Source organism: Paenibacillus psychroresistens (assembly GCF_009728935.1).
Lineage (GTDB): Bacteria > Bacillota > Bacilli > Paenibacillales > NBRC-103111 > Paenibacillus_AC > Paenibacillus_AC psychroresistens.
In genome coordinates, this window is record NZ_CP034235.1 from 6050017 (window position 1) to 6076947 (window position 26931).

Annotated in this window: 15 protein-coding genes; 1 reads left to right on the forward strand and 14 read right to left on the reverse strand. The window is 42.3% G+C overall.

All coding sequences use genetic code 11. The features are described from left to right. Positions 1-7: 7 nt before the first annotated feature. The 12 genes from EHS13_RS27540 to EHS13_RS27595 form a co-directional block, all read right to left on the reverse strand. Positions 8-802 (reverse strand): sugar phosphate isomerase/epimerase family protein, encoded by a 795-nt coding sequence (locus EHS13_RS27540; protein WP_155703458.1) that lies wholly within the window; start codon positions 800-802, stop codon positions 8-10. Beyond that, positions 799-1635 (reverse strand): helix-turn-helix transcriptional regulator, encoded by an 837-nt coding sequence (locus tag EHS13_RS27545; protein ID WP_162463280.1) that lies wholly within the window; start codon positions 1633-1635, stop codon positions 799-801. Before EHS13_RS27545 ends, EHS13_RS27540 begins: the two co-directional genes overlap by 4 nt. A 39-nt stretch (positions 1636-1674) precedes the next feature. Beyond that, the gene (locus tag EHS13_RS27550) at positions 1675-2733 is read right to left on the reverse strand and encodes a zinc-binding dehydrogenase (protein WP_155703460.1); all 1059 of its coding nucleotides are present in this window, start codon (positions 2731-2733) and stop codon (positions 1675-1677) included. Positions 2734-3176: 443 nt separating this feature from the next. Beyond that, complete coding sequence (locus tag EHS13_RS27555; RefSeq protein WP_155703461.1) at positions 3177-3764, reverse strand: GyrI-like domain-containing protein; 588 nt, start codon at positions 3762-3764, stop codon at positions 3177-3179. A gap of 598 nt (positions 3765-4362) precedes the next feature. Next, on the reverse strand, positions 4363-8838 hold the full coding sequence (locus tag EHS13_RS27560) for a CIA30 family protein (protein WP_155703462.1): 4476 nt from the start codon (positions 8836-8838) through the stop codon (positions 4363-4365). A 37-nt stretch (positions 8839-8875) separates the two neighbouring features. Further along, positions 8876-9706 (reverse strand): carbohydrate ABC transporter permease, encoded by an 831-nt coding sequence (locus EHS13_RS27565; protein WP_405083595.1) that lies wholly within the window; start codon positions 9704-9706, stop codon positions 8876-8878. A 74-nt stretch (positions 9707-9780) separates the two neighbouring features. After that, on the reverse strand, positions 9781-10671 hold the full coding sequence (locus EHS13_RS27570; RefSeq protein WP_155703463.1) for a carbohydrate ABC transporter permease: 891 nt from the start codon (positions 10669-10671) through the stop codon (positions 9781-9783). A gap of 84 nt (positions 10672-10755) precedes the next feature. Continuing rightward, positions 10756-12054 (reverse strand): ABC transporter substrate-binding protein, encoded by a 1299-nt coding sequence (locus tag EHS13_RS27575; protein WP_155703464.1) that lies wholly within the window; start codon positions 12052-12054, stop codon positions 10756-10758. A gap of 115 nt (positions 12055-12169) precedes the next feature. Continuing rightward, the gene (locus EHS13_RS27580; RefSeq protein WP_155703465.1) at positions 12170-13777 is read right to left on the reverse strand and encodes a response regulator; all 1608 of its coding nucleotides are present in this window, start codon (positions 13775-13777) and stop codon (positions 12170-12172) included. After that, complete coding sequence (locus EHS13_RS27585; protein ID WP_162463281.1) at positions 13753-15546, reverse strand: cache domain-containing sensor histidine kinase; 1794 nt, start codon at positions 15544-15546, stop codon at positions 13753-13755. Before EHS13_RS27585 ends, EHS13_RS27580 begins: the two co-directional genes overlap by 25 nt. Before the next feature lie 186 nt (positions 15547-15732). Next, positions 15733-18828: a carbohydrate binding domain-containing protein gene (locus tag EHS13_RS27590; protein ID WP_155703467.1), complete on the reverse strand. Its 3096-nt coding sequence runs from the start codon at positions 18826-18828 to the stop codon at positions 15733-15735. A 348-nt stretch (positions 18829-19176) separates the two neighbouring features. Further along, positions 19177-22803, reverse strand: a complete 3627-nt coding sequence (locus EHS13_RS27595; RefSeq protein ID WP_155703468.1) for an S-layer homology domain-containing protein — start codon at positions 22801-22803, stop codon at positions 19177-19179. Between the two features lie 361 nt (positions 22804-23164). On the opposite strand from EHS13_RS27595, the gene EHS13_RS37410 reads away from it, so the two are divergent. Continuing rightward, entirely contained in the window at positions 23165-24958 is a 1794-nt protein-coding gene (locus EHS13_RS37410) for a galactose-binding domain-containing protein (protein ID WP_162463282.1), read from the forward strand. A gap of 156 nt (positions 24959-25114) precedes the next feature. Here EHS13_RS37410 and EHS13_RS27605 read toward each other — a convergent pair whose 3' ends face one another. Both EHS13_RS27605 and EHS13_RS27610 read right to left on the reverse strand, forming a co-directional pair. After that, on the reverse strand, positions 25115-25558 hold the full coding sequence (locus EHS13_RS27605) for a cell wall hydrolase (RefSeq protein WP_155703470.1): 444 nt from the start codon (positions 25556-25558) through the stop codon (positions 25115-25117). Between the two features lie 156 nt (positions 25559-25714). Beyond that, a complete protein-coding gene (locus EHS13_RS27610) occupies positions 25715-26920 on the reverse strand; it encodes an ROK family transcriptional regulator (RefSeq protein ID WP_162463283.1) in 1206 nt (401 codons plus the stop codon). Positions 26921-26931: the final 11 nt, after the last annotated feature.

Consider the following 26931-nt stretch of genomic DNA (forward strand, 5'->3'; position numbering starts at 1 on the left):
TAATAAATTAATTAAGGCAAGATTTCAAATAACGAACCATTTCGATATAAGCAGTTTCTTCATCCCCAGGAGCAAGCTCGCATTCTACAGCCATAAATCCGGTAAAACCGATTTCTTTTAATGTTTGGAAGCCCGTTCTGAAGTCCATATGTCCAAAGCCTGGTTGCAGCCGGTTGCTATCAGCAAGATGTACATGGGTAATTAAGTCGCTCGATTTCCGCAAGCTAGCTGAGATATCAGGCTCTTCTATTTGCATATGGAAGAAATCAGCCATGATTTTGACTGCTTTAAAGCCGCCTTCAACTATTAAACTTCCCGCTTCATCCAACCGATTAATCATGTGATCCTCATAGCGATTTAATGGCTCTAGCAATAAGTGGCTGCCAGCAGACTCTGCAAGAATGTTCAATTGCCCGAGCGAATCCAGCAAAACCTCTCTGTCATTAGCTGCGCTGCGTGGTGAAGTAAAAGGAGGAAGCTTTTTCGATAAAATGCCAAATGCGGCCGGCACAATCACGCCTGCTGCTCCAATTTCCCCTGTATACTTTAATATTTCACCAATATCTTGGATAGAAAGTGCTCTTTGCTCTGCATCAAAATCTCCAATCCAACCGCGGTAACCTCCACAAATCGAGCTAATGGGCACACCTGTTGTTAAGACAGCTTGTTTAATCTCGGCAAATCTGTTGATTAAATTTTTCCCGTCGATTTCTAGCCCCTCTAAACCAATGGCTTGAATTTTCAATAATTTCTCTTCATATGTCTTCCCAAGGAAACCTCGATCTTGCGTAGCTAATTTCATTTAATAAACCTCCATTTAATATTTAAGTTTCGGTATTGCGTAGGTGAAACGCCGACATAAGTTTTAAATAGCCGCGTGAAATTCTGTACCTCACTAAATCCCAAGGCTTGTGAAAGCTCGGTTATCGTCATTTCGCTTGATTCCAGCAGTTTTTTTGCTTTCTGCATCTTTATCTCTCGCTGTACCTGCATGGGCGATTTTCCGAATAGTTCTTTAAAGCGGTTACAAATGTAGGTGGGATGCATATGCATCTCTTCCGATAAGCTTTGCAATGAAATTTGTTCCTCTGGGTGTTGAACAATTCGCGATAGTAGATCGAGAAAGCTGAGCGATTGAGTGTTAAATGAAATGTGGTCCCGTTTACCCAAGGCGCTGTCCAATATAATGTACAACAGTTCCAAAGCTTTAGCCTGTTTTAATATGCTGGATGGCAGTGAACTGCTTCGTGATGTAGAAGTTATAAATTGCTCAAATACTTGTTCAAAATATTCCGAATTGTGCAGCCGGAAAGCGATTGGAATTTGAAATAACTTCATTACATCCATCACGTTCACAATTTGAAAGGTAAAGTGCCACCATAGAAATTCGGTTTCCTCATGGGAATCCTTATAATGGTCATGCTCCACGTTAGGCGGGATATATATGACGGTTCCCGGTGTAATTGTGTGAATTTGATTGCCAACACGCAATTTAGCGCTGCCTTTTTTATGATACGACATGACATAATAAGGGAGGGTTCGATTAAAGGTTTTCATTTCTTTCCGCTGATGCACATCGAACTCCACTACATCCAGCTCTGCGTTTCTTAGCAGAAAATTCAACTGTCCATCCACTCTAATTCCTCCCTTATACATCATTGTCCATAATCTTTATTAGAAGCTGACTCCAAGCTTAATGCTTTGTTCTGGACTTTGGTCTACATGTATTTCATAACCTTGTGCAGATTGTTCGAATGGCACTACTGGATAAATGATATCGTCGCAATTGATTTGACCTGACTTCAACATATCCCAGCAAACATCCTCAATACGGCGCCAGCTCCATCTTGGGTAATCCGGATTAGGCTCACTGCATGCACGTGAGAATACTATTTTTGCATTGTTGAAATGTGCTTCTCTGCCTAAATCCAAGCCACCTTTAAATGCTCTAGCCCAACCAACGAATGCAATTGTTCCGCCGTATGCTAATCCTCGTAAAGATTGCTGAAGCGCATGTTCACTGGCGCTTGTCTCAATAATGACGTCTACACCCAGTTTATTCGTTGCCTTCTTTAACTCTAAGCCGACGTCTTGGGTCACAGGGTTAAAGCCAGCATCTGCTCCATTGCGAATTGCTGCATCACGTCTCATCTCGATAGGATCGATTACGGCTACATAACTTGCACCGGCCGCTTTTGCGATTTGTGCGGCAATTTGGCCGATCGCACCTAGCCCGAAGATCGCAACACGATCGCCTACGCGGACTTGTGCATCACGGATTGCGCCTAATGCGAATTGCGCAGGATCGAAGCAAACCGCGTTTTTCCAGCTCATTCCTTCAGGAACCTTCTTTAAATAATAATTATCTACTGCATTCACAATATGAAATTCTCTAATTCCGCCATAACTGCAAACTCGCTCACCCATAACATAATCCTTGACTTCAGAACCTACTTCTACAATCACGCCAACCCATTGATTTCCTAAATTCCACTTTCCGCCACCGCCTGATTTTTCAGCATCTTGAGGTGGTCTAGGCAGGAACATATTCCATTCTTCATCGAAATAATCCGCAGTATGTGGGCTTTCCCCACGAAACCCAGCTAATTCAGAACCATGCTTTGGAGAAGCACTCTCCACTTTAACTTTTACTTGGTTTGGTTTTACAATTCCTTCTTCGTATTCCTCGATAATTGCTTTTCTTGGCACGACTGCAATTAGTTGCTTTGGCATAATATAGCACTCCTCCATTATATTTATTCATTTTGTGATTTTTACAGGTCCGATGGACCGCTATCCATTTCACTGATGGACAACATCTGCCTTCCATTTGCGAAGGCATCATTTATACAGCTAGCATTCCCTAATCTAAACTTATTCATTTCCCGCCTGTTAATCGCTTTCATTGTACTTTAACTGCTTACATGAATATTGTAAAGCTTATTACCTGATAGATGAATAACTTTTATACAGGGTTATCTATCAAAAATACAGGTGTTAATTTATGGGAATTAAATATATACTTGAAAAATATACTGGGTGGAATTTATATGCTTATAATTTAGAATCGAGCAGCCCCATGAGTAAATTCATGGGGCTGCTCGATTCTATTTACCTATGAGGGACTTGATCTCTTTGGACTTATTATATAAAGATCATCCCTAAAACCTGCTCCATTACGCTAATTCGTGTCTAAGCAGGATCTTAAGTTTTTCTGGAGGATTGCAATGGGGATGGTTCATAAATATTTCCTGACATTTTCCTTTGGGCTTATAGCCTTGCGCTTCGATACCACGAAGTAACTCCACTTCAGATTGCTGAATTTCCTCATAACTTCCTTGATGTAGAAACTGAGCACAACGCCTTTGTGGTAGCATCACTAGCTCAAATGTATAATCCATTTCTCCAAACCGTTCAACTAAATCTGCAACCGTGTTATTAAATAAAATTTGATCTATGTATTCAGGAACCCACATGTTTGCTTTAAACGGATCCCCCCATTCCAGCTCCATGGGCATTCTACTGAAATTCTTATTGAGATCCCGTACCGTGTAATGCTTAACTCTATTGATAAATCGGCCCATCATCCATATTCCCCTATAATCATACATCGCATAAATATTTCGCTCGCCAACCCCCGTACTGCTCAGATAATTCATTTCTGGTAGTGTATATAACTGGACGGTCTTATCCCTCAGTGAATAAAATTCTTTATTGGATCTTCTAATATCTTCTCTTTCAATAACTTTGCGATCAATTGCCATTTTCTCATCCCCCTCCAAAATTTTTCTTTGAAAATAGCATACCAATTTTAACCAAATTAGTATATGGAATTTCTCAGGCTGTTGAAAAAGGCTTGCCGCACCTCGAGCCTCAAAAACATGGACTCCTAGCACCTAAGTTACTTTTTACTTTCACAAAATCCATTCTCCAGAGATATTTTGCGAATAATCGCACATTAATGTTGCTCTAACTGGAATTCCTCCCGTTAATATTGCATTATTCGGGTAAATTCAGTAAATAACTGGAAAAACTCCATGTAAAAAGTGTTTTTAGCTGTTTCAAGGCTATTTCCGCTGAATTATCAGGAGGAAATCCATCTAAATCTTAAAAACAAACCTGATTCCATTTATTAACGGGAGAAAATCCATCTAAATCATCTGAGCGGTAGGAGTCATGATCTCCAATGGTCATTTAATGCAATATTAACGGGAGGTTTTCCAGGTAGCAATTTTTCAGGCTTAGTACGCTGTACAAAACGACTTATTGTATACTCTCTCAACAAAAGCTGAGGACCCTTACTCAGTAAGGGGTCTCAGCTTTAATAAAGTTTACCTTTGAGATGCTTTTCTGGCAGCAGGATTAAGGCTTGTTCTTAAACAAAGCTATTTCGTCAAAATATAGCGTTCCTTTCCCTATTGTTCCAAGATCCTGGTTTACATACAAGGAATACTCGGAGATGGAACCAAGATCAAGTGTACCATTGCCTGCCGTGTTCCACGGAGCATGTACGAATCCACTAAAATTAAACGACAGATTTTTTGCTGTCTTGCCAGTTAGTTGCACATATTGCTCCCAGGTTTCGCCGTCCGCTTCTTTAAACTGGATCACCAGCTTACGATTGGACCCATCCGGTTTCAACCAGAGATTTAAGCCCTTGTACCCTTCCCAGCTCATTGACCCTAGCGTTTTCGTTGCACCGGCAAAGTTGGTTGAATTGGAAGGCAGCTCGTAATCATACTTTAACCCGTATTTGCCATCCTGCTTAAACTCCGTTTGCGGTCGCATGATTATGCTTCCGCCAAAAGGATTTGGTGTATAAGCCTTAGCAGCCACAAGCTCCGAATCACCATCGTAAAAGTCGAAATTATCTAGCACCGCAATCTTAGCCAACTTAACTTCATCGATATAGAGCACAAAGCTGCCGCTAACACCGTTTTTCTTATTCACATACAGGGAGTATTCTGTGACTGAGGTCAAATCAAGCTTACCGTCGCCAGTTGACCATAACGAACGCCCAAAGCCTGAGAAAGGCACTTGAATTAACAACGGTTTTTTGCTTTTACCATCCATGCTAACCTGTGCTTCCCATTGATCGCCGTCAGCCTCTTTAAATTGCAGCGTGAACACATGGCCCGTTTTGTCTGGCGGCTCAATCCAAAACTGCAGAGCATTATAACCGGCTGATTTCCAATCCATCAGACCAAGCTGCTTCGTTACCCCGGCATATCCGAGAGTGTTAGTAAGTGAATACGCCAGCTTCAAGCTATAGTTACCTTCATTATTATGCTTGGCATCCAATGTGACCGAAACCGGATCTCCAGAAGAATTACGCACATAATCGCCGGCAACAGCGGTATTAGATCCTTGATAGGTCTCAAAATTGTCGATAGCTCCGATAGTCGCAGCCTCGATCGAGTCTACATAAATCGTGCCTTTCCCCTTATTCTTGCTGCCTTTATCCACGTAGATGGAGAACTCGGAGACAGACGCAAGATCAAGCTTCCCATTATCCTGCGGAGCCCAAGCTGGCTTATGGAAGGCATGGAATGGAATCTCTATTAGCTGGTCATCTTTACCTGAAAGCTGCAGCTTAGCTTCCCAATACTCGCTTCCCGTTTCGCGAATTTGCAAGGTCAAATCCTGATTCTTCCGATCTGGCTTCACCCACAGCCGAATTCCGTTCATTCCCAGCCAATTGATGCTGTGCAAATCTTTGGTGACACCGGCAAATCCTTTGGCATCGGTTAAATTGTAGTCGATCATCAAACCATAACTGCCATCATTCTTCTTACGAGTATCAAGAGTAAGTGTTATATCATCTCCACTTGTGTTGCGTGTATAAGCTGCACGGAGCTTCGCATTATCTCCATCGTATGTTTCAAAACGATCAATTGTCGGATCCCGATAAAGCTTAATGGCATCCATGTACATCGTCTTAGCACCTGCTGCTCCGTCCAAATAAAGCCCAAAGGACACTGGGGTATTCAGATCGGGTTTACGGTTTCCAACTGTAGGATGTGAATTCAACCACCAATCCGGAATTGTAAACTCACTGAAAGGAATTTTGATTAAAACAGGAGTATTGCCGCTAATTCGTCTCGCTGCCTTCCATACTTCTCCAGCTGTATCAACGCTTTCTGTGAATTGGATGGAAATACCCACATCAGCACCGCCTGGATTTACCCATAATTCAATGCCCGTGTTGCCTGACCAATTAGCTCCTGAGACATTTTTCTCCATGCCGCCCCAGCCTAGCTCTAGATTGGTCTCAAGCTTCATTCCATAATTTCCGCTTGATTTATTAGCAGAATTGAGTGACAACGTCACTGCGGAGCCATCCTGGTTTAGCATATAAGCAGCACGAAGATTTGCATTAGAGCCGCTATAGCTTTCATAATCATCAATCCAAGCTGATTGCGCCGAGCCTGGTGGCGGGTCTAGTTTAAGACTCCCAACCCCGATCTGCAGCTGGCTTGCTTGCGGATTCCACGTTTGATCTGCAAAAGCAATTGGCACTACTGGGAACTCCAGCTTCAGATAACGTACACCAGCAGGAAGCTTGAAGGCGGTATACTCCGTTTTTGTCCAATATCCGTCACCTGGTGTTGATTTCTTACTAGTATCCGAATAGGGAAGATAACTTGATCCATCTATCGACGTATAAAACTTAAAATCTGGCAGCACATAATCATTTGGATTTTGTCTTGCATACATCACGAATTGAAAATAATTCATATCTCCGCCCGTTTTATATATAAAGCTTTCATTTGCATTCGAAGTGCGTCCCAGCCTTTTCATGTCCCCGCCAAAATAAACTTCGTTATCAGAGAAAAAGCCGAGATTTGCAGAATGTGTATCCATTTTTATGAAATTGTTGAAGTCGTCGGTCAACAAGCCGTCGGAGATAATTTGGCGATGAATTGGCTCAGGAAAAGTTAACGCTCCACCATCCGTTTGATATTCAATTTGCAGACGACCCAGCTGTCCAGCTGCCAAATCAGTCGGATAACGCAGCCGAATTGTCTTCGTACCTACCGCTAATGCTCCAGTTTGATAAACTCGCTTGAGCCATATGCCCGCTGTATCCGTCACGCTTGCCACAACCGGAGTATACGTTATGCCATCGGTAGTTGCCTCCATGACGAACGACGTTAATGGTTTGGTTTTATCTATATAGGATTCAAGATGAACAGATTTTACCTGAACGGGCTGACTCCCACTATTCGCGATAGGTAAAGCATACTCGACATATTGTGCGATCGTTGTATTTAAAGCCTTTACTCGCGAGCTGTCACCACCAAAATCCGCTGCACGCTTTGAATCTAATTCCAAATCTGTTGTGTAGTCATACATTTTCTCATAGTTACGCATTTCGTCGAGAATCACATGCTTGGCAGCTACTGGACCTATGACATTGGAATAAACAGAAGTGCCCGCGCTATTCACTGCTTTCACACGGTAAAAGTACGTCTGAGCCGTCACCGCTGATCTATCATCGAACAATTGTGTATCTGTAGACACAGCATCAAATACCTGAGGTCCCACAACCGTCCAAGCACCGTTCGCCTGCTCAGCCCGCTCCACAATATAGCTGCTCGCGCCAACAGAGCCTTTCCACCCAATTGTTGAAACAAATTCAATCGGTAACAGAATCGGTGCCTCCGGTACAGGAATCGGAGGTGCTGGATTAATTCCCCGAATTTGAAAAGCTTTTGTCCGTAGAGTTTGCAGTAGATTAGTCTCATCAAAGCCATTGCCCGAAGGAAAGCCCGGCCAACGATAGCTGCCATAGAAGATTCCTCCATAGGTAGACTCCGTATGCGGATAGAAACCACCGTCGCGATTATGATAACGCAAGCTCCAAATCATCGCTCCAGAGACGCCGCTCTCGATTACATTATCTAGAAACGCCCCAACTTCAGCAGTAGGCTTAAAGCCAAATTCCCCCACTATAAATGGTTTTAACCCCGAGGATTTAGCTTTATCCAAATTGACCTGCAGGGCATAATCCGCATAATGATCGGGATAGTAGTGGTTGGAAACCATATCGATGCTATTATCAACGAGTGAGGCATCATCGATGCCGTATTTGCCATCCAACACCAAATGATGAGAATCTATACTTTTAATATAAGCTGCGATATTGTGCGTCCATAATTGTGATGCGGGCACAAGCTCATTGCCGGTTTCCCATGCCATGATTGCCGGATCATCCTTGTAAGCCACTCCGGTATAGGTGTTCACTCGATTCAATACATAGGAAATCGTAGTCTTGAAATCAGTAATCAATTGCGCATCCGTCCAGAATTGATCCTTGCTTTTATTCCGGAACGCGGCATATTCAGCAATCCCGCCCTGCCATTGGTATTGATCGACAAAAGGGACGATAATCCGGACTCCATATTGATTGGCAAGTTGAAGCATTTTATCAAATGCCTTGAATACATCCTCGTTAAATACACCTGGCGCCATAACAGCACGTTGAATATCCGCAGTATCTTCGACTTTACGAACCGAGAATACATAAGGTCTTGTTGCCGTCGCCCCCATCTGAACCAGTGTTTTGAATGCATCCTCCTGCTCCCAAGCATCTGGTGTCCGCCAAGTGATGTCTTCTACCATCGACAGAGTCGGCACGTTTGCAGAAATGAAACGAAATTCCCCAGTGCCAGCCATTAATTTATCGCTCGAGCGGGTAACAAAATTCGTAAAAACACTAGGTGTGTTAGTATCGGCAAGCGCAATTGCAGGTCGAAGATCAGGCAGCGTAGTGAAGAAAGTTCCCATTACTAATAAGGCCGCCAAACCGACGGCAATAACCTTTATTCTTCTCATTACTTAAAGCCTCCTCTATAGTGTTTTTTATGCTCCTCTATTTTACCGAGCCATTGACAATTCCTGAGAAAATATAACGCTGAAGCAATAAATATATGCAGATGGATGGGATTAGTACGATTAACAAGGCAGCACAGATTAAATTCCATTGCGCACTGTTCACACCTGCGAATCTCATTAATGAAGTAGAGACAACCCCTAGCTTTTGTTCCGGCATATACAGGTAGGGAATATACATATCATTATAAATGCTAATGCTTTTGAGAATAATGACGGTAGCTGTAGCGGGAGCCAGCAGTGGAAAAATAATAACACGATAGATATAGAATAGACTTGCCCCTTCAATCATCGCGCTTTCATCCAAGTCATAGGGAATATTGCGAATAAACTGCATATATAAATAAATTTGCATCACATCCGTGCCCAGATATAGAAGAATGGGGGCAAAATGCGTATTAAACAAACCTAAATGCTTAATGACTGAGAATGTCGCAACCTGAGTCGTCACCGTAGGAATGAGTGTAGCTGCAACATAAGCTCCGAGAATATAAGGTCTTAACTTGAAGCGAAAGCGGCCCAAAGAATAAGCAACCATAGTGCCGAGTATGACATTGCCAATTAATGCTACGACCATAATAATGCCTGTATTCAAGAAGGCTCTGCCCATATGGCCTATTTCTAGAACTTTTCTAAAATTCTCCAAATAAAAGAAGCTATCAGGCCTATCAAAAACACCAGACTTGGCATATTCGGCATTACCTTTAAACGCGTTGAGTACAACAACATACGGTGGGAAAAGCACAACGAGTGCAGCCAGACACAGCAAGAGATAAACCATACTGTTATATAGTAAGCTTTCCCGATTCAATGCTTTTCGAGGGGGAAGCTTAGCTTGTTTTCTGTCAATTTTCACAAAAGATTCTCTTCCTGTTTCGATGCTCATTATCTGTCATTGCCTCCTCGCAGAATCAGCTTTCGTTGAATCGTGATCACTGTTACCACAATGAGTAGAAGCACGACCCCCATCGCTGATGCAAGGCCATAGTTACTAAAGTTAAATGCGGTCTGCACCGTTTTGGTCACGAAGGTCTCACTTGCACCTGCTGGTCCTCCGCCTGTCATAATAAAGGGAAGATCGAAAACCTCAAGCGCACCAGATACAGTAAGCAGCATACTGAGCTCCAGAACAGGTCCGATACTTGGTAGAGTGATGTAGCGAAAGGACTGGCTCCGACTAGCTCCATCTATTCTGGCCGCTTCATATAAATCACTTGGTATGGATTGCAGCGCTCCTAAATAAATCACCATATTGAAGCCCATATACTTCCAAGCCGATATAAAAGCTAGAGAAACATTGACCATATGTTTGTTACCCAACCAGCTGGTAATGAAATGCTCCATACCGAGCAGCGTCAGCAAACTATTGAGCGAACCGAACTGTGCATCGTAAACATAGGAAAACATATACGCGATGGCGACACTGTTAAGAATATAGGGAAGCAATAGAATGACCCGAAATGCATTGCGTCCCTTTAATTTAATATTAAGCAGCAAAGCAAACATAAGCGCGAGAACATTTTGCACAATCCCCCCAAATAAATAGTAGAGATTATGTGAAAAAACACCTAAAAGCTCTCGATTTGCAAACAATTCTTTATAGTTATCTAAACCTACCCAAGCCTTAGCTGGACTGTACCCATCCCATGATGTAAAGGAAAGCCAGAACAAGTAGAGGGCCGGATAAAAAGAGAAGGTTGCCAGCAGCAGCAGTGGAACTAATAAAAACGCAAACAAAATCATCGTTTTCTGCGCTTTATAACGTAAAGAGAACATCAATTATCCCTTCTTTGCTGTTGAATAAGGTCCTGGGTAAATAATAGGCGCCGCACATTCAATGGCGACGCCTTTTATCATCAATCATTTTTTTTCAAGAGACTTCTTTGCATCCTGCCATTTTTTATCGTATTCGGCAAATACTTTTTTCATATCGTCGCCCATAATGGCATCCTGTGCGAAAGCGCTTGTATCAAATTGCATTTTATTGCTTATCGCGAGGTATTCGTCGTTATCTGCTTGCATTTCAATCATGGTCGGGTTCATAGCCATGAAATCCGCTAGCTGCTTAAGAACTGGTTTTTTATCCTTCAGCACCGGAATAAAGCCTGCAAAGTCAGAGTAGCCTGATTCTTCCACAATCCATTTCAGTAAAGCTTTAGCAGCTGGCAAATTCGCGCTTTTCTTGTTGACGCCATAGAAATAATCCGAAGCAATAATGGCTTTTGCGTTCCCAGTGTTATCAAGCGGCAAGGGGAAGAATCCAACATCCTCTGTTGTTGATCCATTATCAATGACCTGAGGAACAACCCAATTGCCTAATAGATACATAGCCATCTTGCCAGAAGCAACATCCTTCTTCGATGCTTCCCAATTCGTCGACATTAAATCTTTCTCGGTATACCCTTTATCTACAAGCGTCTTAAGGATAGAGAACGCTTTCCAATGAGGTCCGTCTACTGCAAAAGGAGCTTCCTGTTTAGCCATACTGTTGTGCAGACCAGCATCTCCCGTGACAACATACGCTTCTTGATCCCAGCCATATAAAGGCCATTTATCTTTAAAGTTGGTGGCTAACGGGATAATTCCCTTAGCTTTCAGCTTCTCACACGCTGCGAGAAATTCATCAAGCGTCTTAGGTACTTCTGTTATTCCAGCTAGCTGGAAGGCCTTTTTGTTATACGTTATTCCCATTGCAGAGCTTCCGGATGAGATCCCGTATAGCTTTCCATCCAACGAGCGATTGTCTTTAAAATAAATTCTGTCGTTTAGCCCTAGATCGTCCAAAGGTGCAAAGAACGTCGGCAAATCTGAGTTTTTCACTGTACCTGGGATCAAGATAATATCAGGCAATTCATTGGAAGCCATCCGAATTTTGATCGTTTGATCGTAATCCTTTATCGCCTGAAACTCTACGGTAGCATCTGGATATTTAGCATGGAATTGCTCTGCATATTCCTTCAGATTTGTTTCAATTAAATCGGTGCGGTTTGTCGCTAAGGTCACCTTGCCTTGTATTTTCACAGCCTCAACGGGTGCCTCTGTACTTTTCACGCTTACAGGAGTACCTGATCTTGCACTTTCCTTATCTTCCTTACTGCATGCTGACAAAATAGTAATTGCCAAACTAGTTATCACCATAATAGACAACCATTTCTTCATCGTTCTTCCCCCTAGGTTCAATAGTTTTGTAAGTGATATCGCTTACATGAGTTAGTATAGAATAATTAGTAATCATTTCAAATGTAGGGAATTTGTGTTTCTTGTATTCTTTTTGTTATCTGCTGCGAAAATCCTTGGGTGTAATACCGATCGTTTTTTTAAACAATTTATTAAAATACATCGCATCCGCATAACCAACCAATTCACCAATTTGATATACTTTCAAGTCCATTCGCGCACGAAGCAGCTCCTTGGCTTTCATCATGCGGATTTCGAGCAAATACTGTGTGATGGTCTGGCCGGTTTCTTGTTTAAATAAAAAACTGAGGTAGCTTGCGTTGAGGAAAACCATATCTGAGAGCTCAGTCAATTCGATTTCTTGATTGTATTGAGCATGAAGCATTTGTTTGACTGTCTCAATTACACGACTTCCAGAGCCTAGGCGCTTTTCCTCCAAATTCTTTAATGCGTCATCCAATAAATCCAGGAGCCACTTGCACATCTGTTTGAGCGTTAAATATTGTTTGACCGAATCATAAATATTAAAATCGGGCTTTGTCAATTGGGCTATCTCATTAGATAAACCATCACAACGCATACAAGCCACGTAGAAAATGTTGCTCAGCACACGCACAACTTCTTCATAAGTCGGCTTTATATGCTCCAGTTCTTTGAATATCAGCTGCATGGAGAAGCGAACAGCCTCACGGTTACTTAGCTCCAAAGCTTGTGTTAGCTCCTGATCCAACAGATTGGTCATCAATGCCAGATCAAGCGTTTTATGCTTCACATCTTTAAAAAAAGAAAAATACGCTGTATCCAAACGATAAATATTATAATGAACCGCCTGCAGAGCTTCGGAATAAGCATGCTGCAGCTGCTCTTTACTCTGAAAGAATTGACTGACGCCGATGCCAATTTGCTCGGGATCTCCCTGGCTCCGAACCTCCCTTGTTAGCTTGGAGCAGAACCTTTGCACTTGAGTGTAAGGATCCTCATTAGAATTAATCGATAATAGGACTGCCATTGCTTGCTCCCCCATAGAGGTAATTGCGCATTCTTTCAGCTTGCCGATGCGAAATTGCGCCAAAAGATACTCGCACATCAGCTTATCAGAAACCCGCATAGCCAGCACAACGTACGTTTCCTCCAGCAAATTCTGCTGTTTGTCTTCCATCTCTTCCTTATCTGAGGCATCCATTTCTACAGTAGGCAGCTCACCTAGCATTCGTTTACGCAGAACTATCTCTTGCTCCAAGTAATCATTGCGCTTAGCTTTATGATCCTGCAGCATTTCCCGTTCACTTTCCAGTCTTTCACGAACAATGGCTTCGGTAATATGATCCAGATTTATAAAAAGCTCCTGTTTATCGACAGGCTTAATTAAATAATCCGTAACACCAAAATGCAGGGATCGGCGTGCATAATCAAAATCATTATAACCACTTAAAATAATGCAGCGCACAAGCGGCCTTTGCTCTTTCAACGCTTGAATAAACTGCAGGCCGTCCATATACGGCATTTTGATATCGGTAATAACCACGTCCGGCTCCAGACGTGCCAGCTCAGCTAAAGCATCCCGACCGTTGCTGAAGGTGCCGACTACGGAATAATCCGCTCTTGCTTTCGTAATGATTTTTTCAAGCCCGATACGTATGGTTTCTTCATCATCGATAATGATAATTCTCAGCATTGCCATCAACCTTTCAGATAAGGTAAACATAAGCGAACTTCCGTACCCAAGCCCGGACGACTATCAATTTCAATTCCGTATATTTCGCCATAATGCAGCTTAATTCTTTGATTAATGTTGCGTAGGCCTACTCCGGACTTGGCTCCGCCAACAGATGCTTCTCCGCGAAGTGAATCCCGTAATTGCTGGAGCCTCCGCTCGTCAATGCCAACACCCTCATCTCGAATCACAAAAATGATCTGATTCTTTTCTACACGAGCCACAAATGAGATTTGCACTATAGCTTCCATACCTTCGACTCCATGCAAAATCGCATTCTCAACAATCGGTTGAAAGGTGAGCTTCATGACTTGATAAGATAGCAAATCCTCTGGAATTTCGTAATGAAGCTCAAAGCGATTACTGAACCGGCAGCGCAGCAGCTGGACATAATGCTCCAGATGGTTCAGCTCATCTTGGAGCGTTACAATCTCGCGGCTAAGATTGATACTGTAGCGCAGCAGCTTACCTAACGTAAACGTCATCTCAGCAACCTCATCATCATCGTTAATTTCCGCTCTCATGCGTATCGTTTCCAGCGTATTATAAATAAAATGCGGATTAATCTGACTCTGTAAGGCCTCCAGCTCCGCCTCTTTCCTCCGATAAGATATCGTGTAAATTTCATTGATCAGCTCTTTAATTCTCCGTAACATCAAATTAAATTCATTGCCTAATACCCCAACCTCATCTCTGAATTTCACTAAAAAGCTAACATCCAGATTACCGCCTCGCACCTGCTTCATCAGCTTGGTTAGCTTGCGCAGCGGTTTAGTCATCGTAAAGCTGAGCACAATTGAAAAGAACAACGCAAAAATAATAATACCCGCCGTCGCTGTCAAAGTTACATTACGTGTCAACACAGCATCTTTATATAGATAATAAACGGGAACATAAACGAGCATTTTCCAACCTGTTTTTGCTGAGACGATATAATTGCAAATATAGTGCTCACCGTCCAATATTGTATTGAAGCTCCCCTTCTTATCGACCACTTTACTTAAATCTTCATAACCATCAATATTACGGGCAATAAGCTTTTTATCACTGTCATAGATCACATTATTATGCGGATCGACGATCAGCGTCTTTCCTTTCGTAACGTCGTTCATTTCTTGTACGACATTCTCGATCACTTCCAGTCCGCCATCAACCACTACAGTACCGACCGAAATATTTGTGTTGATATCCTTAATATCTCTGACTAATGTGAACACATAGCGGCTGCTGCCAGTTCCTTCAGGTAACTCCTGTGTGCTAATCAATACAGGATCCCCGCTGACCTCCTTGGCTTTGGTGCTCCACTCTTTATAATGCGACATTAAATCACTGCGGACTGAATCCGTTCTCAAGCGATAGAACACATTGCCTGAATTGTTAAAGATATATACGGTATATAAATCCTTGCGGACGTTGTTCATCAAATCAATATAAAAGTCCATTTGCCGCTGAATCTCAAGATCCATATGATTCTCAGCCAAATACTGCTGCATCAAAATAGAATAAAGCGGTATTTTGGAAATAAACTGCATGTCATTAACATGATCGTCCAGCTTGCTTTGCATGTTGACAATGCTCTCTCCGACATACTTACGGGTATTATTATCTATGGAGCGTACATAATTCTCATAAGAAATATAGCTGGTTGTGATAATTGGGATGGTAATCAGAAAAATAAAAACGACAATAAGCTTCCATTGCATAGTCATTCCGGTTGGGTAAAAGAACCTCAACAATTCCAGTCGCTTGCCTTTTTTCATTACTTCCATTCCTCTCCCGAACAATTCGAAAGCGCATCCATAAAAAACTATACTAGATTTTTCCTACATTGGAAATGGACTGATCTTCAAAAACTATAATTTTTTTTGGATCTATGGAATTATTTTTGGGAAATAAAAAGGCCGCTCCAAGTTAAGAACCAACTTAGGAGCAGCCTAATTCATATTTTAGTACAAAGTGACAGCATCTAGATAAATCGAGCTGCTGCCCGCAATACCAGATCCTTGGTTGACATAGATGCTATATTCTCCAATAGCTGCAAGGTCTCTAACGCTGTTCCCTCCCGTATACCAGCTCGGGTGTTGAAAGGTACTAAACGGTAAAGTTAAGGTAACCGCCGTTGTGCCCGCTAAAGTATAATAGATTTCCCAGGTCTCGCCACTGCCCGTTTCTTTAAATTGAATGGTCAATTGACGGTTGGAGCCGTCTGGTTTCAGCCAAAGCTGAATCCCTGTTTTGCCAGACCAATTTTGGCCAGATAAGCCACGAGTGACACCTGTATAACTCGGAGTTCCCATTGTATATGCCAGTTGCATCCCATAAGCGCCTTCTGACTTGTTTGTTGTATTCAATGTCGGTGTCATAGCATTACCCGAAGCGTTTCTAATATAAGCCGACTGTAGCGAAGCATTGGAACCGCCATAGCTTTCAAAATTATCTACAATCGTATTGACTGGAGGAGCAGTGAGGTTAGCAGTAGTGATAGAATCAAAGTACAAAGTACTGCTTCCTGTAGCACCCGCACCTTGATTAACATATAAATTGAATTCGGTAATGGCCCCTAGATCAATGACGCCGTTGCCGCCGCTGTACCAGCTAGGATGTTGAAAGCCGTTGAATAGCAAGCCTACAGTTGCTGCCGTAGTTCCAGTGAGCGTATAGTAAGCTTCCCAGATTTCACCGCTGCTCTCTTTGAATTGAACCGTTAATTGACGATTGGAACCATCCGGCTTCAACCAGAAGCTAATGCCGTTCTGTCCTGACCAATTTGCGCTGCCTAAAGTATGAACAATACCAGCAAAATTGGGTGAACCAATCGTATAAGCAACCTTCATTCCGTAAGTACCCTCATTTTTATTCGTTGTATCCAAGGTAGTGGTTACTGCATTCCCAGACGTATTCCTTATATACGCTGCTTGAAGGGATGAGTTGGAGCCTCCATATCCTTCATAATTGTCAATCAGGTTAGCCGCTGGCTGAACACCCGTTGTAAAGCTGATCCCCGCATTGGTGGCAACTTTGGAGCCTGTAGCGTTAAGCGCAGTAACCTTCCAATAATAAGCTGTATTATAAGCCAATGAAGTGGATGGAGTGTAGCTTGTATTGGTCAATCCACTGGCATTAATAATCGGGCTCGTAAAGGCAGCATTGTTTGCCACTACTAACGAATAGCTGCTAGCACCAGAAGCTGTTCCCCAGGTAAAGGCAGGAGTTGTGGACTGATTAGTTGATCCACTGGCTGGGGAGGATTGTGTGAAAGCCCCCGGTATGGCTGGTTGAGCCAAAGTTGTGAATGAAATTCCCGCATTGGTAGCTGTTGTTGATCCAGTTCCATTGACAGCGATAACCTTCCAATAGTAGGTTTTATTGTAAGCAAGCGCTGCCGCAGGGGTATAATTATTTGCGGCCAATCCAGTGATATTAATAGTTGGGCTGGTATAGGCGCTATTATCCGCAACAACAAGTGAATAGCTGCTTACATTGGAGGAAGCTCCCCAGCTGAAGGTTGGGGTAACACTAACATTGGTTGTTCCCCCTGATGGTGCAGATTCCGTGAAACTGCCTGGAGCAGGGACCGGAGTACCCGAAATTGCAAATACATTGGAATAGGCTCCTGCCACTAGTGAAAGATTAAAACCCTTCACACGATACCAAGTGGAGATACCTGCAGTCGAAGTTGAATCCGTCCAAGGAGTATTATTATCTGTAGCACATTGGTTGCAAACAACTGTCCAAGGACCGCTGCTGCCTGCCGTAGAACGCTCAACTGAATATTTATCCGATGGGACCGAACCTCTCCAGGTTAATTTATAATTGCTGCCAGTCGTTTGATAGCCTGTGATTAATGGCGCACCCGGTATGCCATGAGCCGGCGGTGTCAATATGCCTTGCATTTTGTAATTATGCGTACGCATTTGCTGCATCTTAGTACGCATATCTGTAGTATCGCCAGGGTAATGAATGGTATAAGGGTCTCCGTGTTGTACATAACCATTGATATCACTGTGACCAAACATAGCCCAAGGCGCATCACCGACTATTATGGGGTTATTCTCGATAGCGGTAAGGAAATTCACCATGGTTCCTTGTGCTTCATAATTCCAAGCATATTCACCGACATACATAACCCTGCCTGCATTGCCAACCTTAGTGGCTTGAGCGTTCAATGCGGTGACTGATAATCCTTTGCAGCAGCTGCCGACAGCCGGCCAGTTATAGAAGTGATCCGAGAAGATATCAATGCTTGAGATCGTTAAGTGATCATCCTCAACCCCATAAGTGCCATCTACAACAAGATGGTTGGAATCGAGACTCTTCATATAATCTGCAATCTCTAGAGTCCATGCTCTCTCGGCGGCTTTATTATCATACCAGCCTAGCTCATTCCCGGTTTCCCAAGCCATAATCGCCGGGTCATCTTTATACTTGATGCCTGTATAAGTATTAGTTCGGTTCAATACTGCATTTATATACAGTTTGAAGGCGTCAATAATTTCACGTTTGTTATAAAACTCGTATCCTCCATAATTAAGACCATCGTCTGGATAACCAAAGAATTTAACCGACCACGATTTCTTTCCTCCGTGATAATAATTATATTGATCAACTACTGGCAAAATTAAGCGAATCCCATGATCCCCTGCTGATTTGATTGCATAATCAAGCTTTACGAAAGCTGCTTCATTATAGACTCCAAGGGTTGGCATAATACATTTTGCACACCCAAATGAATTTACCGCATGGCTTCGTACAACTTGAATGCCCATCTCTTTGACAGTTTCCAAGGCATCATCTACACGAAATGCAGTAGGAAAATCAATCGTATTCGCTGGTACATTTTCATCCAACCCTAACCAATATATATTCGTCGACCCAAAACGAAACGGTTGCCCATTTAGCAGGAGCTGACTGCCTGAACGAGTGACAAATCCACTTACAGCGGCTTTCACCGGCTCGATAGGTACTGAAGTAATCAAAAGCGAGAGTACCATTGTGAAAACGATTACAAGAAAAAACAACTTAGAGCCAAACTTCTTATTCAAATTAATTCCTCCTTTTAATCTGGTAGATCATTAAACCGAATTATGATCCTAAACAATGAGTATTTATCCTCCTTCCCAGCTTTCTAAATTCTTGCTGCTTAAAGAGCAAATCTAAATACATTTACAAATAGAATTCTACTTGATTTTTCTTGAAAATAAATTGGTCTGATTATCAATAAATTGACCTTATTTTTGTTATTTAGCGATTTAAGCAAGAAACACTTAAAAGCTAAGAGTTTTGATTTTTTTTATAAGGTTTCTGACCAACAAATGCCTGAAACGCAAAAAAACACCCATCGGGTGCTTCCTTGTTATTCTTATGCGTGCCGAATATTATAGGATGCGAATCTAATTGATAAACTGTGCAATCTGCAGAAAACGCTTTAGCATGACCACTGCTTGGGCACGTTTCACAACAGCAGAAGGATCTAAAGTATCATCCATCATTCCGATAATATTCTCTTCTCCTTTCCCCATAGCAGTAAAAGCTCTGGTTATCATAACTGCCATTTGCTCCCTTGTAATTTTAGCGTTTGGTTTAAAGCTATGATCCTCGTATCCAATGACTAATTTGGCTTGAATCGCTGCGCTAACTATACCTGCGAACCAATCAGAGTCTTTAACATCTGTAAATGAGGCTGAAACCCCGAAGTCAGTCAGACCTAACGAACGAACAAGCAATGCAAGGAATTCTGCTCTTGTAATAGCATTTTCCGGAGCGAAGCTTGAGTCATTTACTCCATTTACAATCCGCTTCGAAGCAAGCAGTTCAATATCTGCCTTTGCCCAATGCTCGCTAATATCCTCAAAGGACTTGCTATTAGAAACAGCCGTATAAATACTATTGCCATTACGCTTAAACACAATTTCAGTACTGCCGTCATCCCGTTTATGGAATTGAGTCGGAACAAAAGTAAGCTTGCCGGTTGTCAGATCGTATAAAACTCCCGATGCCTTGATGGGATCTACTGCTGCTTTTACAACAATGCTTCTTTCTACATACGTTGTGCCAAAATTATTTATTTCTATTATTTTTCCATCTGCTTCAGCACTAACTTTAAACTCTACCGCTGCAGCCAGTGGAATTAAGCCGGAATTATTAGCGAATTTCCTTATTTGTTCGTTAACTTCTAAGTCCATCTGTTGAATAAGGATAGAGATAGTAACGTTCGAATCCGTTGTACCCAAGCTCTTAGCAAGCGAGTTTACATCAATCACACTTAACGGAAGAGAATAGCTTCCAGCTTCAGAATGAATAAATACAATCACATTGGGTAAGTTCTTTTTCGCCTCTGACAAAATACTAGCAGGTAATTCAACCTTCAAAGCCCCTTCCATTTTTTCTATCTGTATAGTAATGATTGGCGCAGCATTATTACCTTGGTTATTTTCAATTTTATTTATTAGCTGCTGGAAAGCAGCACTTAGCTTTTCCGCATCCAAAGCTACTTTTGTGGTTACTTTTCCGTCAATTGCAACTTCTTTCTTTGTTACGTTCGCAGATAGATCCATACTAACGGAAGCTGGCAATAATGGTGATGTAGGGACTAATTCAGGCGATGCAGTTGCTATTGGCACTGGAGTAGCTGTCGGCTCAGTCTTAGGTGTATCGTTTTTAACTACCTCTGACGGCTCGACCAAGTAATTTTTTGCCGTTTTCGCACTCTCCGCTTTCCCATCACTAGTTACACTTACCCATACACTGCCCGCAGATATTCCTAATTGGGCTATAGTAACCTCGGCCGCTGTTTGTCCATTGATCACCGGGTCAGATGTGCCCAGCAACTCCGCTCCAGCAGAATAGACTTTAACTACATCTTTGGCAGTTAATCCGGATACTTGAACATAATCTGCTGTAACCCGATTATTGGCCACAGTAATGCTGCTTGCTTCAGGAAATGCTGATTTTACCTGTTCCACACTTATTCCATCCACATATACATAACCTCCAGCTGTGGATTCTTTATAGATATACACTTGAATTTTGGTTGTGCCCGGAACAGTTGTGAACTGTAGAGTTTTCAAGCTATATTCGGTGTCACTAAATTTAATGAAAAATTTCCCGCCCGCTATTTTGTTGGCTCCACCTGTTCCTAAATTATTGTTTAAACAATCAATTCCAATAATGGCCTCATCCCCTATATTATCTATCTTACCCCAGCCCGATAATGTAAAGTGGACCCCTTCGCCAACGCCTGTAATAAGCTGGCCCATACCACCTTCTTCAAGACCTATTTGAGCCGCATTCATACCCTCGCCCTGAACCTCTGTAGGTACTAAATTGACAAATCCCCAATCCTCCCAAATCGATGTACCTGATTCGAAGCTGCCGTTTTGGACAATATTCGCGCCTAGCACTGTTGGCGGAGGCGTTGGAATAGCTGCTGGAAGGTCTGTTGATTCTCCATTTCTTACCCAATCCGTAATCCACCAATTCCGAGCATGGCTATAATCTTGGTTATCCCGTGGATCTGGATTTGTCATAATAAACGTACCCCACCAGAAAATTCCGGATCCATATACATTAGCACCTTCTGCAACTGCTTGTTTTAAACCTTTTGCTGCATTATATATGTTCTCGATAAAGGGATCGTGATATTTAATAAATTTTCCGAATTCCGGATCGTTAGGATTAGTTTCTGTGTACCCCTTTGTATCATAAGCAGCCATGATCGGAGCATACTGACAATCTGGATTGTCGCTTGCACCAATAGCTGCGCTATATCTTAAAGCCGTACTCTTCCATAAGGCTTGATACTCCTCTGGAGTTTGAACCACATAAGGCTTCCAGCTGTCTGGACCTACAGCATCATAGATCATCGGATTAAGCATATCCATGATATTGGAGATTCTAGTTATATACTCATTAGACCATACGCTGTCCCAAGCAGGTGTTGCAATTGACAAGTGAACATTAGGCCCAACAGCGTCTCTAATACCTTGCAATAAAACCACTAAATCAGGATCATCCTTCCAGGTAGCGCGAAGCGGTTCAATATCGAACTGTATGCCATCCACTTTATAATAGGTACCCTTATATAAGTATCCTGTATCAATCATATTTTTCAGAGAATTAATAATTGTCGTATGCATCGCCGCTTTTTCCTGCTCGGTTCCTACATGCAAATGCGTTTCCGTATTTCCATTAATCCAAGCTATCACCTTCTGGTTCGGATCCGCCTCATGCGATACTTTAATCCAATGGCCCAATTCCTCACTTTGCGTACTATTCAGTGTACCATCCGCTTTCAAGCTTCCGATGTTGGCAAACTGATATTCAATCGAATAATCCTTCAACTGATTAACACGATTAAAAATAGCTTGGTCCGATTGGGGATTAAAAAACCAATCCTCTGGCAAATAAGCATGATTATGCGGGTTCGCAGGAGTAGGTGTTGGCTCGCTCGCTATTGGTGTTGGCGTCGGACCTAGTGGCGTTGGTGTTGATGTCGGTGTTGTCGCGGTTTCCAAATTCACACTGATATCATCTAGGTAAGCGTAGCCTGCCCCTCCATTTTTATAAATATAAATCAATAGCTGTGTCGCCCCTGCAGCCGCAGTATAGGAAATGGACTTCTGCTCATAGGCTTGTCCCGTAAAAGTTAAGGTCGCCGTGCTTCCTGCGATCGCTGGGCCGTTCAAGCTCTTCACTCCAATTATAGCTGTCTCGCCTAGAGTTGTTTTCCCCCAGCCCGAAATAGTAAAGGTTTGGCCGCCGCTTACGTCATCCACGTACCAGGCCATCCCGCCTTCATCTTCCTGGCCTCCTGTTCCAATCTTGGCCGCCTTGCTGCCGCCGTGCACCTGGTCGGTTACAATAGTCGTTAATCCCCAATCCTCCCAGTTCGCTCCCCCCAATTCAAATCCGCCATCTGCTACGAGATTTACACCATCCGCACTTGCTGAACTAGAAACAGTAACCAATTGGAGCATTAAGCAAATTAAAAGCAAAACCGTTAATAATTTTTTATTCATAATCCACCCCGAATAAAGTATTTTTAATTATTAATTCCATTATACTAATTAATAGTATTAGAAGTTATTTTCTTTGTCAACAGTGATGTTTCGTGCTCTTTATCTCATCATTTCAATTTAAAAATCCGCAGCATAATTATATGATTGACAATTCAATATCTTTGCTACTATATTAATATAAACAATGGAATTATTAATATAATTCAAACGGTTCCGGCGATTATTTTACATTTTTCTGGAGGTGGAAGTCTCAGCAAATACAATAAAAGGAGTTTGACAGACGGGTTTTATGGGGATTGTGTTTATCCGTTCACGCATGGATTAGTTCTGCAACAGATTAACTTAAATGGAGGTTATCGAGATGTTCAGAATACAAACTAAAAGATCTTTGCTTATGGTTCTCTTGTCCTTTTGTCTTGTCACTGCCATACTGCCTCAAATTGGTTTTGCAGCTACCAATCTTGCTCTAAGTAAAGCTGTTACAACTTCTTCTGTATTGGGTACCGATTATGCTGGGCTTAAAGCAGTTGATGGAAATGCCACCGTAACTAGTTGGGTTAGTGCAACCGCCGAAGCTGTTTCTTGGCTTTATGTTGATTTAGTTTCTTCGCAGACCATAGACACTGTCGTTATTAAATGGCCTCAATATACTTATGCAACTTCCTTTAAAATCCAAACCTCTACAGATGCTTCCACATGGATTGATAAATATAAAACTACAGCTGGTTCAGGCGGAACAACAACTGCCTCATTTACAGCAACCAGCGCTAAATATGTAAGGGTGTACATGACTGCTAAAGCTGATGTCAATTATGAAATTTTCGAGCTCGAAGTCTATAATAATGGTGGCGGTGGGGGTAGTGATACTACAGCACCTACTGCACCAACAAGCTTAGCTTCCCCCTCCAAAACGGCAACCAGCGTAAATTTATCGTGGACCGCTTCCACCGATAACGTTGGCGTAACGAGCTACGATGTGTATAAAAACGGAGCTTCACCAGTAAATGTATCCGGAATTTCAGCAACAATCAGCGGATTAACGGCTAGCACAGCCTATGCTTTCACAGTCAAGGCAAAAGATGCCGCAGGCAATGTGTCCGCCGCGAGCTCAGCGTTAAATATAACTACAAATGCAGCCGGAGGTTGTTCCTCCAATTGCCATTTGGAAAACTTAGCATTCCTTGATTCCGCGTGGTTTGCTACGGCGCAAAGCGCAGCGAATATTACTACCTATGTAAATGAACTCGCAGCTAACAAAATCAAATATCAGATTGCGGATATCGGTCTGCTAGTGAATTCCAGCACTTCAACCAATGGTACTTTACCTGCCTCCGGTTATGCGGGATTAGCAACATGGATCAAAAATTCCAAGTTAACTGACCCTAATCAGAAGATTATTATCGGTCTTAACTACAGCAATCGGTTTACACGTGTTAGTGGCGTCAAAGTAAGCAATCCAAACTTTGGAACAGCAACCTTTAATTCAAATGTGAATGCAATTATCCATACTTTGGTGAATGTCGGAGTACAAATCGGAGGAACCGGAACCTTCTACAAAGCAGATGGCGTGCATCTGGATTGGGAAGGCTTCATGACCAATGACACTACATTATTAAGCACCCTTCAATACTTGCGCAACAATGCATTAGCAGGCAATGCCTACTATTCCATATCGACACCGGCAGACCCACCCTATAGCGGAGTAACAACTTACCAATGGACTAATACCTACATCGGACAAGTAGCCGCTATTGTGAATATGATGAATCCGATGATGTACGATCAAATGGGCTGGGGATCAGACGTTACCACTGCTGCAACCTTCAAGACATTCTGGACGAATGAAATCAGCAGATACAGCACAGCAATTGGTAATACTGGACCTGGAGGCGTTAGATCCCAGCTGGTGCCTACAATGCCGTCCTATGAGATGAAAACTGCAGAAGACGGTGTTGTCTATCACAATCCAGCTATTGAAAGCTTGCTCAAAGCTGCTGAAGGAATTAATGCAGCTATCACCGGCGGAGCCAACGTTTACGGAGCAGGAATTTTCTGGTGGAGCAACTTTATCGGCAGAAATGCAGCTATATATCCTTCATCCAAATTCACCCCTGATCAAACGAATTGGATGAGCCAATGGGTCAATCATCCATAATTAATTGCTAACTCTGTTGTATGATAATAAAGTTGTTTAAAAACATAAAGCTAAAGTCAGAAAACCCGCCTCTCTAGTTGGCGGGCTTAAAAAGTTTCCGAGTAATGACCGCGACAAGTCAGGTTGAGAGATCCTGAGCTCTTTTCGTTAATAAAATTAAAACGTATTATATACATTTTCACATTCTTCCGTGGTCGGTTGATAAAAACAGTGCTTCTTCCATCGTCCTACGAACGGCTGATTATACCAAGTTGGTGGACAAGGTCCCGGATTTTCGAACGTTCCTGGACGGAAATACCATAGGGAGAATTCAGCTGGCCAACTCCGCTCCCCATTCACTGCCCGTTGTGCCAGACGGCGTTCCCTCTCTCTTGCATTTTGATAGTACGTACTATGTTGCAATGCTTCGAACGCATGCGGCTGGTTGATCATTTGGGGAATTGTCCGGATTCCTTTAAAATCGGAGCAGTCCGCTCTTATTCGGTTAATGCCAACATTTCCAACAAGAAGCATGCCCGTTTCGCCTTCGGTCTCAGCTTCAGCTCGAAGCAACCTTGCCAACATATCAATATCCTGTTTCCTGCCTTTTACGACTGCCATTGGCTCACCTCTTTAGATTTCATGACATATCATATTGTAGGTGAAGCGGATGTGTTACTTTGGCATAATAGTGAAATGCTTTCTTAAAAGAATGGAAAGAAACCGCCCATAATCTGGACGGTTTCTTTCACTTTCTTCTATATCGAGTGTTCCTTGTCACTTCTCTAAATGATTAAGAAACTCTTCATCCAAGGATGTGTGGCGTTTCGAGAAAAGCGTACCGCTAAAAAGTCCTTGGAACAACCAGATTGCTGCTCCGATAATCATCTGATTATGCTCCAATTTCTTAAATACAATTCTCGAGCTGCTATTAGGTGTAGGAAAGGGGAACTCCTCTAATTTCTTCTTCATTTCCTGAACGAATTTTTCTGAACGGGTAGGCCAGCCGTTGACAATAAGAATTTCCGGACTCAAGAAATTAAACAATAAAGCAAATGTCTGACTCATAACCTGCAGTGCCTGCTCCATAATCGGCTGTATCCACTCAGCCCCTTGCTCATACATGGAAATTACATCATCAAAATTTTCCGGTACAACTGCATCTGAAGCTGCTTGAGCCGCCTCCTGGGCACGAAGCAAAATAAAAGGAATCGTTAAAATGGTCTCAATACAACCTTTATTCCCACAGCTGCAAGTTATTCCGTCTGGATCAACACAAGTATGGCCAATTTCCCCAGCAGAACCATTAAAGCCAGAATATATTTGTTCATTTATGATAATACCTGAACCTATGCCTTCTTCAATTGATATGTAGAGCAGGTTCTTGTAGACATTGTTTAAACCATAGTAATGCTCTGCAAAAACAGAAGCATTCATGTCATTAATCACTTCGATATTGAATTTATATTTATCCTCTAGAATTTTTTTAATTTGAAGATCATGAATTTCCAATACACGAGAAAATTTGATAACTCCGTTTTGTTCATCAATAATTCCTGGAGATACAACACTGATTCCTTTAATTTTTTCGATTTTTTTTACTTTTGCGATTTTCATAAGCCGTGGTATTCCATCTTCTATAAAATCACAAGCAGACTTATTCCCCGCTTTACTGGGCGAATGAATCTCTTCGATTATTTCACCATGAAAGTTAACAAGCGAGCATGTAAAGGATTGGGCAGAAAGACAAACAACAATAATGTAACCTTTACTCCGAGTAATTTCCAATTTAATCGCTTTTCTTCCGACTGAATTCGAATCCGTTTTACCCAATTCATCGAGGAAACCTTCGTTAACTAATCCATCCACCTGGGATGACACTGTGGTCGGTGTTAGATTAGCCAGTTTGGCAATTTCAACACGAGTTAATGTACCCTTGCTATGAAACAATTGAAGAATGGCTGTACGATTCAGCGCCTTCATCAATTTGAGAT

Coding starts and splice junctions, on each gene's coding strand:
- EHS13_RS27540 (WP_155703458.1), bottom strand. CDS start 802: ATGAAATTAGCTACGCAAGATCGAGGTTTCCTTGGGAAGACATATGAA.
- EHS13_RS27550 (WP_155703460.1), bottom strand. CDS start 2,733: ATGCCAAAGCAACTAATTGCAGTCGTGCCAAGAAAAGCAATTATCGAG.
- EHS13_RS27555 (WP_155703461.1), bottom strand. CDS start 3,764: ATGGCAATTGATCGCAAAGTTATTGAAAGAGAAGATATTAGAAGATCC.
- EHS13_RS27560 (WP_155703462.1), bottom strand. CDS start 8,838: ATGAGAAGAATAAAGGTTATTGCCGTCGGTTTGGCGGCCTTATTAGTA.
- EHS13_RS27570 (WP_155703463.1), bottom strand. CDS start 10,671: ATGTTCTCTTTACGTTATAAAGCGCAGAAAACGATGATTTTGTTTGCG.
- EHS13_RS27575 (WP_155703464.1), bottom strand. CDS start 12,054: ATGAAGAAATGGTTGTCTATTATGGTGATAACTAGTTTGGCAATTACT.
- EHS13_RS27580 (WP_155703465.1), bottom strand. CDS start 13,777: ATGTTTACCTTATCTGAAAGGTTGATGGCAATGCTGAGAATTATCATT.
- EHS13_RS27585 (WP_162463281.1), bottom strand. CDS start 15,546: ATGAAAAAAGGCAAGCGACTGGAATTGTTGAGGTTCTTTTACCCAACC.
- EHS13_RS27595 (WP_155703468.1), bottom strand. CDS start 22,803: ATGAATAAAAAATTATTAACGGTTTTGCTTTTAATTTGCTTAATGCTC.
- EHS13_RS37410 (WP_162463282.1), top strand. CDS start 23,165: ATGTTCAGAATACAAACTAAAAGATCTTTGCTTATGGTTCTCTTGTCC.
- EHS13_RS27605 (WP_155703470.1), bottom strand. CDS start 25,558: ATGGCAGTCGTAAAAGGCAGGAAACAGGATATTGATATGTTGGCAAGG.
- EHS13_RS27610 (WP_162463283.1), bottom strand. CDS start 26,920: ATGAAGGCGCTGAATCGTACAGCCATTCTTCAATTGTTTCATAGCAAG.